General features: G+C 69.3%; 15 protein-coding genes. 5 read left to right on the top strand and 10 right to left on the bottom strand.

Features of this window, described 5'->3' with window-relative positions:
* Nucleotides 1-31: 31 nt before the first annotated feature.
* Complete coding sequence (gene ctaE / locus OG746_RS30275) at nucleotides 32-652, bottom strand: aa3-type cytochrome oxidase subunit III (protein WP_266720458.1); 621 nt, start codon at nucleotides 650-652, stop codon at nucleotides 32-34.
* A gap of 183 nt (nucleotides 653-835) precedes the next feature.
* Here ctaE and OG746_RS30270 point away from each other — a divergent pair, with 183 nt between their 5' ends.
* On the top strand, nucleotides 836-1,237 hold the full coding sequence (locus OG746_RS30270; RefSeq protein ID WP_266720456.1) for a DNA-binding transcriptional response regulator: 402 nt from the start codon (nucleotides 836-838) through the stop codon (nucleotides 1,235-1,237).
* Nucleotides 1,238-1,342: 105 nt separating this feature from the next.
* Here the strand turns inward: OG746_RS30270 and OG746_RS30265 are convergent, their stop codons facing one another.
* From OG746_RS30265 to ctaC, 4 genes are all read right to left on the bottom strand, one after another.
* A complete protein-coding gene (locus tag OG746_RS30265; protein ID WP_266720454.1) occupies nucleotides 1,343-2,599 on the bottom strand; it encodes a L,D-transpeptidase in 1,257 nt (418 codons plus the stop codon).
* 144 nt (nucleotides 2,600-2,743) lie between these two features.
* A complete protein-coding gene (ctaF, locus tag OG746_RS30260) occupies nucleotides 2,744-3,142 on the bottom strand; it encodes a cytochrome c oxidase subunit 4 (RefSeq protein ID WP_266720452.1) in 399 nt (132 codons plus the stop codon).
* Entirely contained in the window at nucleotides 3,139-4,869 is a 1,731-nt protein-coding gene (gene ctaD, locus OG746_RS30255) for an aa3-type cytochrome oxidase subunit I (protein WP_266720450.1), read from the bottom strand. The genes ctaF and ctaD overlap by 4 nt, the downstream gene beginning before the upstream one ends.
* Complete coding sequence (gene ctaC, locus OG746_RS30250) at nucleotides 4,866-5,825, bottom strand: aa3-type cytochrome oxidase subunit II (RefSeq protein WP_266720448.1); 960 nt, start codon at nucleotides 5,823-5,825, stop codon at nucleotides 4,866-4,868. The genes ctaD and ctaC overlap by 4 nt, the downstream gene beginning before the upstream one ends.
* 580 nt (nucleotides 5,826-6,405) lie before the next feature.
* Between ctaC and OG746_RS30245 the strand changes: the two genes are divergently transcribed.
* A complete protein-coding gene (locus OG746_RS30245; protein ID WP_266720446.1) occupies nucleotides 6,406-7,785 on the top strand; it encodes a cysteine desulfurase/sulfurtransferase TusA family protein in 1,380 nt (459 codons plus the stop codon).
* A 123-nt stretch (nucleotides 7,786-7,908) separates the two neighbouring features.
* Here the strand turns inward: OG746_RS30245 and OG746_RS30240 are convergent, their stop codons facing one another.
* A complete protein-coding gene (locus OG746_RS30240) occupies nucleotides 7,909-8,883 on the bottom strand; it encodes a carbohydrate kinase family protein (RefSeq protein WP_266720444.1) in 975 nt (324 codons plus the stop codon).
* A gap of 135 nt (nucleotides 8,884-9,018) precedes the next feature.
* On the opposite strand from OG746_RS30240, the gene OG746_RS30235 reads away from it, so the two are divergent.
* Nucleotides 9,019-9,228, top strand: coding sequence for a hypothetical protein (locus OG746_RS30235; protein ID WP_266720442.1), 210 nt, complete (start codon nucleotides 9,019-9,021; stop codon nucleotides 9,226-9,228).
* Nucleotides 9,229-9,311: 83 nt separating this feature from the next.
* Nucleotides 9,312-10,829 carry a hypothetical protein gene (locus OG746_RS30230; RefSeq protein ID WP_266720440.1) on the top strand — a complete coding sequence of 506 codons (1,518 nt, stop codon included), beginning with the start codon at nucleotides 9,312-9,314 and terminating at the stop codon, nucleotides 10,827-10,829.
* Between the two features lie 69 nt (nucleotides 10,830-10,898).
* On the opposite strand, the gene OG746_RS30225 is transcribed toward OG746_RS30230, so the two are convergent.
* Nucleotides 10,899-11,255, bottom strand: coding sequence for a HesB/IscA family protein (locus OG746_RS30225; protein ID WP_266720438.1), 357 nt, complete (start codon nucleotides 11,253-11,255; stop codon nucleotides 10,899-10,901).
* 238 nt (nucleotides 11,256-11,493) lie between these two features.
* On the opposite strand from OG746_RS30225, the gene nadA reads away from it, so the two are divergent.
* A complete protein-coding gene (gene nadA / locus OG746_RS30220) occupies nucleotides 11,494-12,699 on the top strand; it encodes a quinolinate synthase NadA (RefSeq protein WP_524540498.1) in 1,206 nt (401 codons plus the stop codon).
* Nucleotides 12,700-12,849: 150 nt separating this feature from the next.
* Here nadA and OG746_RS30215 read toward each other — a convergent pair whose 3' ends face one another.
* The 3 genes from OG746_RS30215 to OG746_RS30205 all read right to left on the bottom strand — a co-directional run bounded on the left by OG746_RS30215 (nucleotide 12,850) and on the right by OG746_RS30205 (nucleotide 18,144).
* The gene (locus tag OG746_RS30215) at nucleotides 12,850-15,990 is read right to left on the bottom strand and encodes an efflux RND transporter permease subunit (protein ID WP_266720434.1); all 3,141 of its coding nucleotides are present in this window, start codon (nucleotides 15,988-15,990) and stop codon (nucleotides 12,850-12,852) included.
* 175 nt (nucleotides 15,991-16,165) lie between these two features.
* Nucleotides 16,166-16,864: a response regulator transcription factor gene (locus OG746_RS30210; protein WP_266720432.1), complete on the bottom strand. Its 699-nt coding sequence runs from the start codon at nucleotides 16,862-16,864 to the stop codon at nucleotides 16,166-16,168.
* Entirely contained in the window at nucleotides 16,861-18,144 is a 1,284-nt protein-coding gene (locus OG746_RS30205; RefSeq protein ID WP_266720430.1) for a sensor histidine kinase, read from the bottom strand. Before OG746_RS30205 ends, OG746_RS30210 begins: the two co-directional genes overlap by 4 nt.
* Between the last annotated feature and the right edge of the window lie 728 nt (nucleotides 18,145-18,872).

The following is an 18,872-nucleotide window of genomic DNA, read 5'->3' as shown; positions in this document are numbered from 1 at the left end:
GGGTACTTCGCCCGATGCTGTGATCGTCGAACTACTTGATCAGGTAGATCGTGGCGAAGAGGCCGATCCAGACGACGTCCACGAAGTGCCAGTAATAGGACACGACGATGGCGGCTGTCGCCTGATGATGGGTGAACTTCCGGGCCGCGTACGTCCTGCCGAGGACGAACAGGAAGGCGATGAGGCCACCTGTCACGTGCATGCCGTGGAAGCCGGTGGTCAGGTAGAACACCGAGCCGTACGGGTCGGAGGAGAGCGAGAGCCCATCCTTCTTGACCAGCTCGGTGTACTCGTAGACCTGACCGCCGATGAAGATCGCACCCATGATGAAGGTGACGATGAACCACGAACGGAGCTTCTTCACGTCGCCGCGCTCAGCGGCGAACACGCCCATCTGGCACGTGAGTGAGGAGAGCACCAGGATCGTGGTGTTCGTCGCGGAGAACGGAAGATTCAGCGCATGCGCCATTTCCTTCCAGTGATCCGGCCCGGTCACCGATCGCAGGGTGAAGTACATCGCGAAGAGGGCCGCGAAGAACATCAGCTCGGAACTCAGCCAGATGATGGTTCCGACGCTGGTGAGGTTCGGTCGATTGACCGACGGGTGCGCGTGCCCGGTTTCTACTGTCGTTGCTGTCGCCACGACCGACATTATGTCGGTCGCTTATCTCGCCCTCACTCCGGGGGGTGCCGTTCGGAGTGTCTGGGTGGTGTGTCCAGCCCAAATGGCCCATCGGAGCCGCGTGCGAACCGGTGTTGACGGGGTGTCGGGAGGAGTAGGCTCCGCGCAGTTACGTTCTTGGGCTCCACCGACCGACAACGCCTCGGAGGAACGATGCAGTCGACCGCGACGGTTCTGGTCTACAGCGACGACGCCAACACGCGCGAGCAGGTGCGCCTCGCGACAGGCCGACGGCCCGCGTCCGACACCCCCGAGGTGCAGTTCATCGAATGCGCGACGCTTCCGGCCGTCATGAAGGAGCTGGACCGCGGCGGGATCGACGTCTGCGTGCTCGACGGCGAGGCCGCTCCCGCGGGCGGCATGGGCGTGTGCCGGCAGATCAAGGACGAGATCTTCCACTGCCCGCCGGTGCTGCTCCTGATCGGCCGCCCGCAGGACGCGTGGCTGGCGACGTGGAGCCGCGCGGAGGCGGCTGTGACGCTCCCTGTGGAGCCCGTGGAGTTCGCCGAGGCGCTGGCCTCCCTGCTGCGCTCCCGGCTCGCTGTCGGCGCCTGAGGCGCCCGCACGGACCGGCTGCCGTCGGCTCCCGCACGCGCCGACTCCCGTACACCGATGGCGTACGGGAGTCGGAAGTCACACCGCTGATCCTGCCGGGCGGTCTCAGACCTGAGGGCTGAGCCGTGCCTGGAGGGCCGGGTCGGGCTTGTCGGCCTTCTTCGTGAGGGCGCTGCCCGCCTTCCACTTCTTCCAGCTGACGTTCCAGTCGCCGAACCCGTTCCCGAACGGGTCCATTTCCGAGCCGTAGCTGTTGACGACCTTCACGATGTCGCCCTGGCGCACGGTGTCGAAGAACCAGGCGGCGTTGTTGGTGCTCATGCCGGTGCAGCCGTGGCTGACGTTCGCTGAGCCCTGCGCGCCGACCGACCAGGGCGCGGCGTGCACGTACTCGCCGCTCCAGGTGACGCGGGTCGCGTAGTACACGGGCAGGTCGTACGAGTCCGAGGAGCCCTCGGAGATGCCGATCGTCTCGCCCCGCATCCGTACGTAGTACTCCTTGCCGAGCACCACCTTGACGCCGTTTCGGGTCTCGTAGCCGGCCTTGCCGGTGGTGACCGGGATGGAGTTGATCTCCTTGCCGTTGCGGTAGACCGTCATGGAGTGCGAGCCGGCGTCGGTGACGGCCACGATGCGGTCGCCCGTGCTGATGGTCAGCGGCTTGGAACTGCCGCCCCACAGACCGTCCCGGATCTTCACGCCCTCCAGCCTGCTGGAGGCGGTGATTTTCGCCTGTGTGGGCCAGTACCCCTTGGGGCGGTAGTGCAGTTCGGTGCTGTCCACCCAGTACCAGGAGCCGTCCACGGCGGGCTTGGAGTCGACCTGCAGGGAGCGCTCCACCAGCGCGCGGGACTTCTCGTCCCGGACGGGCTTGTTGAGTTCGGCGGTGATCGGCTGTCCGACGCCGTAGGTGCCCTTCTGCGGGCCGAACGTGACCTTGAGGGCCTTCTCCTTGCCCGGGTGGCCGGTGTCGAAGCCCAGGACCTTGCGGCCGGGTCCGCCGTCCTCGTCCTCGGTGCTCACCCGGACCGTGTAGCGGGTGTCCGCGGTCAGCGGGGCGGTGGTGTGCCATCTCGTGCCGTCGGCGGAGAGTTCGCCCGCGACATAGCGGCCCATGGCGTCCTGGGCGGTGACGTCGGTGATGCGGGACTCGTCGCCCTGGGCGGTGACCTCCAGCGGCTTGTCCGGGTCCGCCTTCTTGGCGCTGCCCGCGGGACCGCTGAAGGAGATCTGGCTCGCCGCGTCGTACGGCTTGGCGGAGAGCGGGTGGGAGGAGTTGCCGCATGCCGCTGTGCTCGCACCGAGTGCGGCCACCAGCACGGTGCAGCCCAGAACCGTACGGATACGCGGTGAGTGGTTCATGACCTCACCGTAAGAAGGAACTCCCGGTCCAGCGCGGCGAGTGAGCCGCACGGGGCAACAGACAACACACCGACGGGCCCGGACACTCCATCAGGAGTGTCCGGGCCCGTCGGTTACGGAAGTTCAGTACCGGTCAGCCGCAGCTCACTGGTTCTGGTTCTCGCCGCGGTAGTACTCGAAGACCCAGCCCCACAGGCCGAACATGATGATCGGGGCCGAGAAGTACAGCAGCCACCAGCCGATGGCCACGGCCAGGAACGCGAGCGCGCCACCGACCCCGAGCGCGAGCGGCTGCCAGGAGTGCGGGCTGAAGAAGCCCACCTCGCCGGCGTCGTCCGCGACGTCGGCCTCCTTGTTGTCCTGGGCACCGGTGTCGACACGCCGGGCCGTGAAGGCCAGGTAGTAGCCGACCATGATGCACAGGCCGAACGCCAGGAAGAGCGCCGTCGTACCGGCCGGCTCCTTCGACCACACGCCGTAGACACCGGCCATGATCAGGACGAAGAGGCTCAGCCAGATGAACATCTTGCCTTGGACCTTCACTTGCCGGCCTCCTTAGCAAGGGCCTTGTCGCCGTGACCGGCGTTCTCAAGCTGGTCCAGGGCGGCGATCTCCGGGTGGTGCAGATCGAACGCCGGGGATTCCGAACGGATGCGCGGCAGCGTGAGGAAGTTGTGCCGCGGCGGCGGGCAGGACGTCGCCCACTCCAGCGAACGGCCGTAACCCCACGGGTCGTCGACCTCGACCTTCTTGCCGTACTTGGCGGTCTTCCAGACGTTGTAGAGGAACGGCAGGATCGACAGGCCGAGCAGGAACGAGGAGATCGTCGAGATCGTGTTCAGCGCGGTGAAGCCGTCGGCCGCGAGGTAGTCCGCGTAACGACGCGGCATGCCCTCGACGCCCAGCCAGTGCTGCACCAGGAACGTGCCGTGGAAGCCGATGAACAGCGTCCAGAAGGTGATCTTGCCGAGACGCTCGTCGAGCATCTTGCCGGTCATCTTCGGCCACCAGAAGTGGAAGCCGGCGAACATCGCGAACACGACGGTGCCGAACACCACGTAGTGGAAGTGCGCCACCACGAAGTACGAGTCCGAGACGTGGAAGTCCAGCGGCGGGGCCGCCAGGATGACGCCGGTCAGACCACCGAAGGTGAAGGTGATCAGGAAGCCGATCGTCCAGAGCATCGGTGTCTCGAAGGACAGCGAGCCCTTCCACATCGTTCCGATCCAGTTGAAGAACTTCACGCCTGTTGGGACGGCGATGAGGAACGTCATGAAGGAGAAGAACGGAAGCAACACACCGCCGGTGACGTACATGTGGTGCGCCCACACCGTCACGGAGAGGCCGGCGATCGCGATCGTCGCACCGATGAGGCCGGAGTAGCCGAACATCGGCTTGCGCGAGAAGACCGGGATCACTTCGGAAATAATTCCGAAGAATGGTAGGGCGATGATGTACACCTCTGGGTGTCCGAAGAACCAGAAGAGGTGTTGCCATAGCAATGCCCCGCCATTACTGGCGTCGAATACATGGGCACCGAACTTACGGTCCGCCTCCAGGGCGAACAGCGCGGCGGCCAGCACCGGGAAGGCCAGCAGGACCAGCACACCGGTCAGCAGCACGTTCCACACGAAGATCGGCATGCGGAACATCGTCATGCCAGGAGCGCGCATGCAGATGATCGTGGTGATGAAGTTGACCGAGCCGAGGATCGTGCCGAAGCCGGAGAAGGCCAGACCCATGATCCACATGTCGGCGCCGATGCCCGGCGAACGGACCGCGTCCGACAGCGGGCTGTAGGCGAACCAGCCGAAGTCGGCGGCGCCCTGCGGGGTGATGAAGCCACCCACCGCGATCAGCGAGCCGAACAGGTACAGCCAGTAGGCGAACATGTTCAGCCGCGGGAACGCGACGTCGGGGGCGCCGATCTGGAGCGGCATGATCCAGTTCGCGAAGCCGGAGAACAGTGGCGTCGCGAACATCAGCAGCATGATCGTGCCGTGCATCGTGAACGCCTGGTTGAACTGCTCGTTCGACATGATCTGCGTGCCGGGACGAGCCAGTTCGGCGCGCATGAAGAGCGCCAGGACGCCGCCGATGCAGAAGAACGCGAACGACGTGACCAGATACAGCGTGCCGATGGTCTTGTGGTCAGTGGTGGTGAGCCACTTGATCACCGTCGCGCCGGGGCTCTTGGGCCGGGCCGGCAGCTCGTTCTCGTACGAGTCGCTTGCTGCCGCGGCACCCTGGGGTTCGTTGAGGATGCTCACAGGTTCTTCGTCTCCCGGTCCTTCTCGTGGTCCGTCTGGGCGATGCCAGCCGGGACGTAACCGGTCTGCCCCTTCTTGGCGAGGTCCTTGAGGTGCTGCTGGTAACGCTCAGGAGAGACGACCTTCACGTTGAACAGCATCCTGGAGTGGTCGACGCCGCAAAGCTCGGCGCACTTGCCCAGGAAGGTCCCCTCCTTGTTGGGGGTCACCTCGAAGGAGTTGGTGTGGCCCGGGATGACGTCCTGCTTCATGAGGAACGGCACCACCCAGAAGGAGTGGATGACGTCACGCGAAGTCAGAACGAAGCGGACCTTCTCGCCCTTGGGGAGCCAGAGGGTCGGGCCGGGGTTGTTGGTCTGCGGGTTCCGCTCGCCAGGAGTACCGACCTCGTAGACACCACCGGCGTTCGCCGGGAAGTCCTCCTTGAAGCGCTTCGGAATCGCCGAGAGCTCCTTGGAGGTCTTGGCGTCACCGTCGACACCCGGCACGTTCTCGACGTAGTTGAAGCCCCAGCTCCACTGGTAGCCGACCACGTTGACGGTGTGCGCGGGCTTGTCGTCGAGCTTCAGAAGCTTCGACTCGTCGCGCGCGGTGAAGTAGAAGAGGACCGACACGATGATCAGCGGAACAACCGTGTACAGCGCCTCGAGCGGCATGTTGTACCGCGTCTGAGTTGGAACCTCGATCTTGGTGCGGCTGCGCCGGTGGAAGATGACACTCCACAGGATCAGCCCCCACACCAGCACGCCCGTGGCGAGCGCTGCCGCCCACGAGCCCTGCCAGAGGGAGAGGATCCTAGGGGCCTCCTCCGTCACCGGGGTGGGCATACCAAGACGAGGGAAGTCCTTGTATGTGCAACCGGTAGCGGTTACCAGGATCAGGCCCGCAGTCAGCACCTGCGGCAGCTTCCGCCGCATCGGGCGCCGCGACGAGCGGTCGGAGCCGTTGGGACTCACGTAGCGCCTTCCCGAGAGTCTCGCCCGCGCTCTTTGGTTGGCTACGGCCGCCATCTCGCTGGTCGCTCGCCGCCCTGGCACACGGGCAGGGGTTTGGATGTTTATGCGGACCAAACCCTACTGGACGCTATTTGGGGTTGCGCGGGGAGGGTGCCTAACGCGCCGCGGGTCACTCCGAAGGGTGGGATCGGGCCGCGTTTGAGGGTTTCTGACGGGGGGTCGGGGGGGGGTGGCCTTCGGAGGTGGGGCTTGGCTGCTCCGGTGGGTGGGGGTCAGTCGTGGCTGGGGTTGCGCAGTTCCCCGCGCCCCTGGAGGGAGGTGGGGCTTGGCCGCTCCGGCCAGTGGCGGTCCGGCGTGGCTGGGGTGCGCAGTTCCCCGCGCCCCTGGAGGGAGGCGGGGGCCGGCCCCTCCGGCGGGTGGGGGTCAGGCGTGGTTGGCGTGCGCAGTTCCCCGCGCCCCTGGAGGGAGGTGGGGCTGGCCGGTCCGGCCTGTCTAGGTGTGCCCCGCGGTGGAGCCGGTGGTGTCACGGGTCCGCGGCCCTGAGGGGCGACTTCGCCCCGGCGCCCCTTAGCGTTGCGGCGTGGCGTACTTCGATGTTGCTTCGGCTGCTCCTCTTCATTCCGTCGCGCGGCAGGCGTTGCAGGCCTCGCTTGATGAGGGCTGGGCTGATCCGTCCCGTTTGTACCGGGAAGGACGACGGGCGCGGCTGTTGCTTGACGCCGCGCGGGAGGCGGCCGCCGAGGCCGTGGGGTGTCGTGTTGATGAGCTCGTGTTCACGTCGTCGGGGACGCGAGCCGTGCACGACGGGATCGCGGGGGCACTCGCCGGGCGGCGGCGCGCCGGAAAGCACCTGGTCGTGTCAGCTGTCGAACATTCGGCCGTGCTCCATTCGGCGGCAGCACACGAAAACCTCGGCGGGTCGGTGACTCAGGTCGGGGTGGGGCGCGAAGGGCGCGTCACCGTCGAGGCGTTCCGGGATGCGCTGCGCGAGGACACCGCGCTCGCCTGCCTGCAGTCCGCCAACCATGAGGTGGGGACCGAGCAGCCGGTCGCGGAGGTGGCCGAGGCGTGCCGGGCTGCTGGAGTTCCGTTGTTCGTGGATGCCGCGCAGTCCCTGACCTGGGGGCCGGTGGCGGGTGACTGGTCGGTGCTCGCCGGGAGTGCGCACAAGTGGGGTGGGCCGGCCGGGGTCGGTCTGCTCGTCGTACGGAAGGGGACGCGGTTCGCCCCTCAAGGGCCCGCCGACGAGCGGGAGTCGGGGCGCGCCGCCGGTTTCGAGAACATTCCGGGCATCGTGGCCGCGGCCGCGTCGCTCCGGGCCGTCCGGGCGGAGGCCGCCGAGGAGGCGGCGCGGCTCAGGGAGTTGACGGAGCGGATCCGGACCCGGGTGCCGGAGCTGCTGTCGGACGTGGAGGTCGTCGGGGATCCGGTGCGACGGCTGCCGCACCTGGTGACGTTCTCCTGTCTGTACGTCGACGGGGAGAGCCTGCTGCACGGGCTCGACCGTGCCGGTTTCTCCGTTTCGTCCGGGTCGTCCTGTACGAGCAGCACGCTGACGCCCAGCCATGTGCTGCGTGCGATGGGCGTGGTGAGCGAGGGGAACGCACGGGTGTCGCTGCCGTTGGGCACGGAGGCCGCCGAGGTCGAGCGGTTCCTCGACGTGCTGCCAGGTGTGGTGGGCGACGTACGGGAGAAGCTGGGCGCGCCGGTCGCCGGTGCGGAGGGCACGGCCGATGCGGTGACCGTCGACGCGCTGGGCCTGACCTGCCCCCAGCCGGTCATCGAACTCGGCAGGGCGATCGGCGGGGTGCGGGTGGGCGGCACGGTGACCGTCCTCGCGGACGACGAGGTGGCCGCGATCGACATCCCCGCATGGTGCTACACCCAAGGCCACGAGTACGTACGAGCAGAACCCCGGACTGCTGGGGGCGCGACATACGTGGTGCGCAGGACCGTGTAGCCCAGGGGCGCGGGGCTGTGTCGATATGCGGCTCCGCCGCGTGGGCGCAAACCCGGCCACGAACAGACCGCAGCCGCGCTACTCGGCACGAGAGCAGCAACGGCCGCGGTCCCGACCGAGGCGTCAGCCCAGGTGAGCCTCGACCTCCCCCGCGGCCACGTCCCCGTACTGCTTCCGGAACCGGTCCATGAACGGCGCCCGCCGCAACTCGTACTCCTGGGTGCCGAGCGTCTCGATGACCAGCGTCGCGAGCATGCATCCGACCTGCGCCGCGCACTCGTGCGAGACGCCCCAGGCGAGGCCGGACAGGAAGCCCGCGCGGAACGCGTCGCCGACGCCCGTCGGGTCGACCTTGGCCTCCTCCTGCGGGACGCCGACCTCGAGCGGGTCCTCGCCGGCCTTCTCGATGCGGACACCGCGCGCGCCGAGCGTGGTGACGCGGTGGCCGACCTTGCCGAGGATCTCGGCTTCGGTCCAGCCGGTCTTGGACTCGATGAGTCCCTTCTCGTACTCGTTGGAGAAGAGGTACGTGGCGCCGTCGAGGAGCGTCCGGATCTCCTCGCCCTCCATGCGCGCGATCTGCTGCGAGAAGTCGGCGGCGAACGGGATCGACCGGCTTCGGCACTCCTCCGTGTGTCGGAGCATCGCCTCCGGGTCGTCCGCGCCGATGAGGACCAGGTCGAGACCGTCGACGCGGTCCGCGACGGTCTTCAGCTCGATGAGCCGGGCCTCGCTCATGGCCCCCGTGTAGAAGGAGCCGATCTGGTTGTGGTCCGCGTCCGTGGTGCACACGAAACGGGCCGTCTGCAGGGTCTCGGAGATCCGGACGGACTCCGTGTCCACGCCGTGGCGGTCCAGCCAGGCGCGGTACTCGTCGAAGTCCGAGCCGGCGGCGCCGACCAGGATCGGGTTCGTGCCGAGCTGCCCCATACCGAAGGCGATGTTGGGGCCGACGCCTCCACGTCGTACGTCGAGGGCGTCGACGAGGAAGGAGAGGGAGACCGTGTGCAGCTGGTCCGCGACGAGCTGGTCGGCGAAACGGCCGGGGAAGGTCATCAGGTGGTCAGTGGCGATGGAGCCGGTGACTGCGATTCGCACGGCGTGAGCACGCTTCCTGAATAAGGGGAGGAGTTGACGCTTCACGCTACCCGCTCGGGGTGCGCGGGCTGAAGTATGGAAAATGCCCGATAGCGGGTCTTTCTTCGGATGTCACCTCAGGGCTACCGTGCCGTCATGACCTACGACGCGTCAGGCATGGTCCAGGACGATCTCGCGGCGCTGCGCGGTGACTGCGTCCGGATGCTCCCGCACTGGGTGACACCGCCGGCGCCGTGGGAGGTCGAGCGGCCCGGCGCCGCGCCCGGCCCCTCCGGAATTCACGGGGTCGTCGTGCCCGAGTCGTCCGCGCGGCTGATCGACTCCATGGCCGGTTTCGGCGACTGACAGGCGACTGACGGCTTCCGGAAGGGAACCGCGCGTCCGCCCGCCCCGTCCCATCGGTGTCCCCGGTGAGAAGGAGCGATGCGGTGAGCAGCGAAGAGCGGACGCGGGACCGGCTCCCGCGACGGCGCACGGCGGCTGTCGTGTCGGTCGCGGCGGCCGCCCTGCTGGCCGGTGGCGGCGGCGCGTATCTGGCGGCGAACGCGATGGGCGGGTCCGAGGACGAGGGGTCGGGCCGACCCGGCGACACCGGCCCGGGCACTCCCCCGCCGCTCGCCCTGGACGGCTACTCCGACGCCGCCCCCTCCTCCGGCACGGCGCCGCCCGGCATCGCGCCCGGCGAGCCCGACCCGAACGGCACCCGCTACAAGGCGACCGGTGATCTCCCGGCGGGCCCCGGAAAGGCGCCCGTGTACCGGGCCCGCGGCGAGGTGACCGCCGCCGAGGCCGGCACGCTCGCCGAGGCCCTCGACGTACCGGGGAAGATGCAACGGTCGGGTGACGCCTGGAAGGTGGGTCCGGCGAAGGACGGTTCGGGGCCCTCGTTGCAGGTGAGCCGGAAGGCGCCGGGGACCTGGACGTACTCCAGGTACGCGCCGTCCGCCGGCAGCAAGTGCGGTGGCGTGGCGAAGTGTTCGGACCCGACGGGCGGGGGCAGTTCCAAGGACGCGGTCAGCGAGGCCGCCGCGAAGAAGGCCGCCGCTCCACTCCTGAAGGCCCTCGGCCAGGACGACGCCAAGCTGGATGCAGGGCAACTCATGGGCGCCAGCCGTGTGGTGAACGCCGACCCGGCGGTCGGCGGGCTGCCGACGTACGGCTGGTCGACCGGGATCCAGGTCGGTTCGGACGGTCAAGTGGTGGGCGGAAGCGGCCAGTTGAAGGCGCCGACCAAGGGTGACACGTATCCGACGGTGGGGGCGCGCGAGGCCCTTGAGCGGATGAACGGGGCGGCGGCCGGGGGCCGGGTGTCCGTCGGTGGGTGCGCGAGTCCGGTGCCGCTGGGCGAGGACAAGGACGCGGACTGCGCTTCGGCGCCGCCCAAGCCGTCCACGGTCGCCGTCACCGAGGCGACGTTCGGGCTCGCCGCGCACACCGTCGCGGGGCGGCAGGCGCTGGTGCCGTCATGGCTGTTCGAGGTGCGGCCGAGCGGGTCGGACGCCGCGTTCACGGTGACGTATCCGGCGGTGGAGCCCAAGTACCTTGCGTCGCCGAAGAGTTCACAGCCGAGCACGAAGCCCACGCCATCGGATCCCTCGAAGCCCTCCGAGCCCTCCGAGCCCTCCGACAAGGCGGGCGGTGACACCCGCACCGTGCACGTCCAGGGCTACAGCGCCAAGGGCAGGACCCTGACCCTGCACTTCACGGGCGGGGTGTGCGCGAAGTACACGGCGTCGGCGAGCGAGTCCGGGGGCCGCGTGAGCGTGAAGGTCACCGAGACGCAGAAGAAGGGCACCGTCTGCATCGAGCTGGCGAAGTTCTATACGTTGCCGGTGACGCTGGACGAGCCGCTGGGCGAGCGGAAGGTGATGGCGGCCGACGGGGCCACCGTGCGGCCCGCACAGAAGAACGCGCCCGGCGGGGTCGAGCCCGCGCCCCGCGGCTGAGCGCCCGGAGCAATGCCGAAGGGGCGGCCCCCGCGGGGGCCGCCCCTTCGCGCGTTACAGCTGTACGGCTTAGCTGAACGAGTCGCCGCAGGCGCAGGAGCCCGTGGCGTTCGGGTTGTCGATCGTGAAGCCCTGCTTCTCGATGGTGTCGACGAAGTCGATGGAGGCGCCGCCCAGGTACGGGGCCGACATGCGGTCGGTGACGACCTTCACGCCACCGAAGTCCTTCACGACATCGCCGTCGAGCGAGCGCTCGTCGAAGAAGAGCTGGTAGCGCAGGCCGGAGCAGCCGCCGGGCTGAACAGCCACACGCAGGGCCAGGTCGTCACGGCCTTCCTGGTCGAGCAGAGCCTTGACCTTGGAGGCGGCTTCGTCGCTGAGGATGATGCCGTCGCTGACGGTGGTGGTCTCGTCCGATACGGACATCTACATCTCTCCCGGGTTGTTCGGAGACTGCTTGCCGACCATTGCAACCGGCAAAGGCCCGGATCCATTCCGGGTTTCGCACTTCTTCTCTTCATGCTCGCACACCGTGCGCCGACGGGGCACGGCCCGGGCCCGGCGGATTGCGTCACATCGACGACATTGCCATCGTCAAACTGACGTGAAGCACGTATGATAGATAACGTCAAATCGACGAAAAGTCGAGCAGAGCGAAGAAAGGGTGCGTGACGTGACCACGGCCCAGTCCCCCCAGGCCCCCGTTGACCTGGATGTTTCCCCCACGCCTCTGGCGCTCCTGCTGCTCGGCCGCGAGGCCGACCCCAAGAGCGAGCGCGGCGTGGAGTGCCCCGGCGACCTGCCCTCACCGTCCGACCCGGACCTGGTGGAGCGGGCGCGCGCGGCCAAGGAAAAGCTCGGAGACAAGGTGTTCGTGCTCGGACACCACTACCAGCGCGACGAGGTCATCCAGTTCGCCGACGTGACCGGGGACTCCTTCAAGCTGGCGCGGGACGCGGCGGCCCGGCCCGAGGCCGAGTACATCGTGTTCTGCGGTGTGCACTTCATGGCCGAGTCGGCCGACATCCTCACCGGCGACGACCAGAAGGTGGTCCTGCCCGACCTCGCCGCCGGCTGCTCCATGGCGGACATGGCGACGGCCGAGCAGGTCGCCGAGTGCTGGGACGTGCTGACCGAGGCCGGCATCGCCGAGTCCGTGGTCCCCGTCTCGTACATGAACTCCTCCGCGGACATCAAGGCGTTCACGGGCAAGCACGGCGGCACGATCTGTACGTCCAGCAATGCCGAGCGCGCGCTGAACTGGGCGTTCGAGCAGGGTGAGAAGGTCCTCTTCCTGCCCGACCAGCACCTCGGTCGGAACACCGCGGTGCGTGACCTCGGCATGTCGCTCGACGACTGTGTCGTCTACAACCCGCACAAGCCGAACGGCGGTCTGAGCGTCGAGGAGCTGCGGGCCGCGAAGATGATCCTGTGGCGCGGGCACTGCTCCGTGCACGGGCGCTTCTCGCTGGAGTCGGTGGAGGACGTGCGGGCGCGCATCCCCGGGGTGAACGTCCTCGTGCACCCCGAGTGCAAGAACGAGGTCGTGGCCGCGGCGGACTACGTCGGGTCGACCGAGTACATCATCAAGGCGCTGGAGGCGGCGCCGGCCGGGTCGAAGTGGGCCATCGGCACGGAGCTGAACCTCGTACGCCGCCTCGCGAACCGGTTCGCCTCCGAGGACAAGGAGGTCGTCTTCCTCGACAAGACGGTCTGCTTCTGCTCGACCATGAACCGGATCGACCTGCCGCACCTGGTCTGGACGCTGGAGTCCTTGGCGGACGGCCAGCTGGTCAACCGCATCGAGGTCGACCGCGAAACGGAACAATTCGCCAAGCTCGCCCTCGAGCGGATGCTGGCGCTGCCGTAGGCGTAATCCGCCGCCTTGGGCGATCTGCCGCGGTCAAGCCCTGCCGCCTTGGGCAATCTGCCGCCTGGGGCGGCAGGGTGGGCAAGGCGGCACCCCGGCGCGGGGCGAGCGCTTCATCAGGCGCCCGCCCCGCTTCCGGCCTTGATTCGGTCACACGCCGGCCGGCTCCGGTTCGGCGTCCTGCGACGGCGACTGGGGCGGGACCCCGCCCCCGTCACCCTTCTTCGCCGCCCGCTTCGCCGCCCGCCGCTCCTTGCGGAGCTCCAGCATCGCGTAAAGCGTCGGCACGAGAAGCAGCGTCAGCAGCGTCGACGAGATCAGACCGCCGATCACGACCACGGCCAGCGGCTGCGCGATGAACCCGCCCTCGCCGGTGACGCCGAGCGCCATCGGGAGCAGGGCGAAGATCGTCGCCAGGGCCGTCATCAGGATCGGCCGCAGCCGGTGCCTGCCGCCCTCGACGACCGCCTCCACCACGCCCAGGCCCTGGGCCCGGTACTGGTTGATCAGGTCGATCAGGACGATCGCGTTGGTGACCACGATGCCGATGAGCATCAGCATGCCGATCATCGCCGGGACGCCCATCGCCGTGCCGGTGGCGACCAGCAGACCGATCGCGCCCGTGGCCGCGAACGGGATGGAGACCAGCAGGATCAGCGGCTGGGCCAGCGAACGGAACGTCGCCACCAGGAGCATGAAGACGATCGCGATCGCCGCGAGCATCGCCAGGCCCAGGTTCTTGAACGCGTCGTCCTGGTCCTCGCTGACGCCGCCGATGGTCGCCGTGGCGCCCTTCGGCAGGTCCAGCGAAGAGAGCTTCGTCTGAAGGTCGGCGCTGACCGCGCCCGTGTTGTCGCCGTCCGGCTTCGCCGTGATCGTCGCCGCGCGGGCGCCGTCGATCCGGGTCATCGAGACAGGACCGTCGACCGTCTTCACGGTGGCGATGTCCCCGAGGGTGACACCGCCGGGGCCCATCGGCAGCTTCTTCAGCTCGGCCATGGTGGTGGCCGGCTTCGCCGACTTCACGACGATGTCGCGCTCGGTGTCGTCGATCGTCGCCTTGCCGCTGGTGGTGCCGCGCACCGCCTGGGTGACGGCGGCGCCGAGCGTGGTGTCGTTGAAACCGGCGGCGGCCGCCTTGGAGTTGGCCTTCACCGAGATCCGCGGCACCGACTGCGACAGGTCGCTGGAGACGTCGGTGACGTCGTCGAGCCCGGCGACCGCGTCGCGGACCTGCTCGGAGGCCTTGTCAAGGACGGTGCCGTCGGAGGCCTTCACGACCACGGACAGGTCCTGGCTGCCGAAGCCGTCACCGGCCGCGATCGTCGTCGTACCCACGCCGGAGAGCTGTCCGAGCTCGCGCTCGATGCGCTTCTGCGTGGCCTCGTACGTCGAGCTGTCCTTCAGCTTCACCTGGTACGACGCCTGGTTGGTGTCGGTGCCGCCGCCGAAGGCCGCCATGAAGCCGGAGGAGCCGATGGTGACCTGGTAGTCCTCGATCTCGTCGATGCCCGAGAGCATCTTCTCGATCTTCTTCGCGGAGGCGTCGGTCGCCGACAGGCTGGTGCCGGGCTGCAACTCCTGCTTGATGGAGAGGACTTCCTGGTCGCCCTGGTCGAAGAAGTTCGTCTTGAGCATCGGCGCCATGCCGAACGTGCCGACGAGCACGACCACCGCGATCAGCAGCGAGGTGAACCGGCGACGCGTCGCGAACCGCAGCACGGGAACGTAGATCCGCTGCAGCCAGGAGCGCGCCTCCTTCTCCTCGGCCTTGCGCCGGGCCTCCTCCGGGTCGACGCCGCGGGCCGCCTTGGGCGGACGCAGGAACCAGAAGGAGAGGACCGGGACGACCGTCAACGACACCAGCAGAGAAGCAAGCAGCGCCGCCGTCACCGTGATGGAGAACGAGCCGAACAGCTCGCCCACCATGCCGCCGACCAGGCCGATCGGCAGGAAGACCGCCACGGTCGTGAGGGTCGAGGACGTCACCGCGCCCGCGACCTCGCGGACCGCCTTGAGGATCGCCTCCCTGCGTTCCTCGCCGTAGCCGAGATGGCGCTTGATGTTCTCCAGGACGACGATCGAGTCGTCGACGACGCGGCCGATCGCGATGGTCAGCGCGCCGAGCGTGAGCATGTTGAGCGACAGGTCGCCGGTCCACAGGACGATCAGCGCGAGGACCACGGACAGCGGGATGGAGACCGCCGTCACGAGCGTCGAGCGCAGCGAGGCCAGGAAGATCAGGATCACGATGACCGCGAAGAGCAGGCCGAGCGCGCCCTCCGTGGTCAGGCCCGAGATGGACTTCGAGACCGCCGGGCCCTGGTCGCTGACGACGGTGACGTCGGCGCCGGAGCCGAGGTCGTCACGGAGCTGCGGCAGTTTGTCCTTGACGGCCTTGGAGATGGCGACCGCGGAGCCGTCCTGGTCCATGGTGACCGCGAGCGACAGGCTGGGCTCGCCGTCGGTGCGGGTGATCGAATCGGCCGTGGACGGCTGCTGCTTCACCGTGGCGATGGCACCGAGGCGTACGGGCTTCTTGACGCCCTCACCCGTGATCATCAGGTCCTGGAGCTGCTTCAGGGACGTGAAGCCGCCGCCGACCTGGACCGTGCGGTTCTTGCCCGCCTCGTCGAGCGAGCCCGCGGGCATGGTGGCGCCGCCGGCCTTCAGGGACTCGGCGAGGGTCTGGGGGTTCACCCCGGCCGCGGCCATCTTCCGGTCGCTGGGCGTGATGTCGACCTGAAGGTCGCGGACGCCGTCCACCGTCACCTGGGAGACGCCGTCGATGTCCTTCAGCGTCGGCACGACGGACTTGTCGAGCTGGTCGGCGAGCGCCTGCTGGTCCTTGTCGGAGGTGACGGCGAGGACGACGGTCGGGATGTCGTCGGTCGAGCCGGCCACGACCTGCGGGTCGACGTCCTCGGGCAGCTGGGCGCGGGCCCGGTTGACCGCCTGCTGGACGTCGGCGACGAGCTGCTTGCTGCCGTCCGAGCCGTAGTCGAACTGGGCCATCACCAGGGCGTTGCCCTCGCTGGCCGTCGACGTGACGCCGGTGATTCCGTCGACCGCGTCGATGGAGTTCTCAAGAGGCTCGACGACCTGCTTCTCCACCACGTCCGGGGACGCGCCCTGGTAGGGGGCGATGACGGAGACCATGGGCAGTTCGATCGAGGGCAGCAGCTGCTGCTTGAGTTGAGGGATCGCGATCGCGCCGAAGACGATCGCGATGATCGAAATCAGCCCGATGAGGGCGCGTTGGGCGAGGCTGAATCTCGACAGCCAGGACATGGATCGGGTCTCCGTGGGACGTGAGCGGAAGATGAGGGCCGGGCCATGACAACCGGTGCGGTGTCACGCGTGGGGCCCACGGTCCACCCTCGGTCATGCGTGCGACCCGATTCGTCGCTCCCAGGTCCCGTTCTTGTCCGTCACCTACTGCGCCCGTAGTACGCGCCCGTCAGGGTCACTCCACCCTTGGACGTACCAGGCCCGATTCGTACGCGATGACGACGAGTTGGGCGCGATCGCGGGCGCCCAGCTTGGCCATGGCACGGTTGACGTGGGTCTTCACGGTGAGCGGGCTGACCTCGAGGCGCTCGGCGATCTCGTCGTTGGAGTGGCCGCCCGCGACCTGGACGAGGACCTCGCGCTCGCGCCCGGTGAGCGCGCCGAGCCGCTCGGCGCTGCCGTCCGTGGGGCGGGCCCCCTCCTCGTAACCGTCCCCCTGCGCGAGGAACTTGGCGATCAGACCCTTGGTCGCGAGGGGCGAGAGCAGGGCGTCGCCCGCGGCCGCGATCCGCACGGCGCCCAGTAGTTCGTCGGGCTCGGCGCCCTTGCCGAGGAAGCCGGAGGCGCCGGCCCGCAGCGACTGCACCACGTACTCGTCGACCTCGAACGTCGTCAGCATCACGACGTGTACGTGGCCGAGCTCCGGGTCGGCGCTGATCTCGCGGGTGGCGGCGAGGCCGTCGGTGCCGGGCATCCGGATGTCCATGAGCACGACGTCGGGGCGCTCGGAGCGGGCGAGCCGGACGGCCTCGGCGCCGTCGGACGCCTCCCCCACCACCTCCATGTCGGGTTCGGAGTCGACGAGCACACGGAAGGCGCTGCGCAGCAGGGCCTGGTCGTCGGCCAGCAGGACCCTGATCGTTGCGCTGGTCATGTGGTGGCGTCCTCGGAGGTGTCGGTGCCTTCGGCGGGGGCGGCGCCGCTGGTGCGGGCCTTGGTCGGAAGGATCGCATGGACGCGGAAACCGCCGCCGTAGCGCGGTCCCGCGGTGAGGGTGCCGCCGAGCGCGGTGACGCGTTCGCGCATGCCGAGGAGGCCGTGGCCGCCGTGCCTGTCGCGCTCTGCCGCCGCGTCGGGGTCGCTCGGGTAGTCGCCGTAAGCGGCCGTGGCGCCGGGGCCGTTGTCGAGGATGGTGACCTCCACGTTCGGTCCCACGCGCACGACGCTGACCTCGGCCTTGGCGTCGGGGCCCGCGTGCTTCTGTACGTTCGTCAGCGCTTCCTGCACGACGCGGAAGGCGGCGAGGTCGACGGCGGCGGGCAGGGCGGGGGCCTCCTTCGCGCGGGCCACCTCCACGGGCAGGCCCGCGTGCCGGAAGGTGTCGACGAGGTCGTCGAGCCGGTCGAGTCCCGGGGCGGGCTCGGTGGGCGCCTCCGGGTCCCCGGTCTGCCTCAACAGGCCGACGGTGGCGCGGAGTTCATTGAGCGCGGAGCGGCTGGCCTCGCGGACGTGACCGAGGGCCTCCTTGGCCTGGTCGGGCCGCCGGTCCATGACGTGTGCGGCGACGCCGGCCTGCACATTGACCAGCGCGATGTGGTGGGCGACGACGTCGTGCAGATCGCGGGCGATGCGCAGCCGCTCCTCGGCGACGCGGCGCCGGGCCTCCTCCTCGCGGGTGCGTTCGGCGCGTTCGGCGCGCTCCCTGATCGCGGTGACGAAGGCGCGGCGGGAGCGGACCGCGTCACCCGCGGCCGCGGCCATGCCGGTCCACGCGAAGATCCCCAGATTCTCCTGGGAGTACCAGGGCAGCGGTCCCGCGAACATGGCGACGCCGGTCAGCAGCGCCATCGAGGCGAGGCCGACGCGCCAGGTGGTGGGGCGGTCCATGGTGGCGGCGACCGTGAAGAGGGCGACGACCGCGGACATCACGACGGGGGCGCGGGGGTCGCCTGTGACCAGTTCGACGACGGAGACGGCGGAGGTCGCCGCGAGTACGCAGAGGGGGGCGCGGCGGCGGAACACGAGGGCGGCGGCGCCGAGCAGCATCAGGACGAGGCTGAGCACGTTCGGGGTTCTGGCGCCCCAGGCGTACGTTCCCTCCGGGCCGTGCGGGTCGACGAAGGAGCCGGCGACCATGCAGAGGAGGACGCCGAGCGCGAGGGTGGCGTCCAGGGCCAGCGGATGCGTCCTGGCCCACCGTACGAAGCGGTTCACCGGGTTCACGGTAGCGCGCTCGCCTGCCGGCGGAACCGGGTGTCGGGGGTGCGGCAGCCGGGGGGCCTGAGCCGTGCCGGGGTCGACGCCTCCCGCGATCGCTGCGCGGGGCCGTGCGACCTGCCCGCACCGGTCCGGTGGCCGCGGTCAGCCTTGCGCGACACCGGGGTGGCGCCTCGACCGGGGCCAGGCCTCAGGCCATCGCCACGCCGAACGTCGCCGGGCTCGGGGCGGCCGCCCTGATCACGCGGCATCGGGGGTCGGCACCACCCGGCGCGAACCCCACAGGCACGCCCCGACCCTGCCCCCGCGGCGCCCTCGCCCATCTCCCAGGGGCTTCGGCCCACCGGATCCCCGGGTACATCGCGGCCGGCGCCTACCGCAAGTGCTGCGCTGAGCCGGGGCGTTGGGGCTCGCCGGTCGCTCTCAGGCCATCGCCACACCGAACGTCACCGAGCTCGACGCAGCCACCCTGATCACGCGACGCCGGGGTTCGGCCACCACCCGGCGCGAACCCCACGGGTACGCCCCGACCCTGCCACCCCGGCACCGTGCGACCTGCCCCGCACCGGGCCGACGGCCCCAGTCAGCCTTACGCGGCACCGGGGTGGCGCCTCGACCGAGGCCAGGCCTCAGACCATCGCCGCGCCGAACGTCGCCGTGCTCGACGCAGCCCTGGCCACGCGGCGTCGACGTTCGGCGGCCACCCGGCGCGAACCCCACGGGTA

The sequence above is a fragment of the Streptomyces sp. NBC_01016 genome (genome assembly GCF_026341035.1).
Lineage (GTDB): Bacteria > Actinomycetota > Actinomycetes > Streptomycetales > Streptomycetaceae > Streptomyces.
The sequence above is the reverse complement of the archived record's forward strand: the minus strand, read 5'-3'. Positions and strand labels throughout refer to the sequence as shown.

Excerpts from the sequence above, each read along its gene's own strand:
- OG746_RS30270 (WP_266720456.1), top strand. The coding sequence starts at position 836 with ATGCAGTCGACCGCGACGGTTCTGGTCTACAGCGACGACGCCAACACG.
- OG746_RS30265 (WP_266720454.1), bottom strand. The coding sequence starts at position 2,599 with ATGAACCACTCACCGCGTATCCGTACGGTTCTGGGCTGCACCGTGCTG.
- OG746_RS30215 (WP_266720434.1), bottom strand. The coding sequence starts at position 15,990 with ATGTCCTGGCTGTCGAGATTCAGCCTCGCCCAACGCGCCCTCATCGGG.
- OG746_RS30235 (WP_266720442.1), top strand. The coding sequence starts at position 9,019 with ATGACCTACGACGCGTCAGGCATGGTCCAGGACGATCTCGCGGCGCTG.
- ctaE (WP_266720458.1), bottom strand. The coding sequence starts at position 652 with ATGTCGGTCGTGGCGACAGCAACGACAGTAGAAACCGGGCACGCGCAC.
- OG746_RS30225 (WP_266720438.1), bottom strand. The coding sequence starts at position 11,255 with ATGTCCGTATCGGACGAGACCACCACCGTCAGCGACGGCATCATCCTC.
- OG746_RS30210 (WP_266720432.1), bottom strand. The coding sequence starts at position 16,864 with ATGACCAGCGCAACGATCAGGGTCCTGCTGGCCGACGACCAGGCCCTG.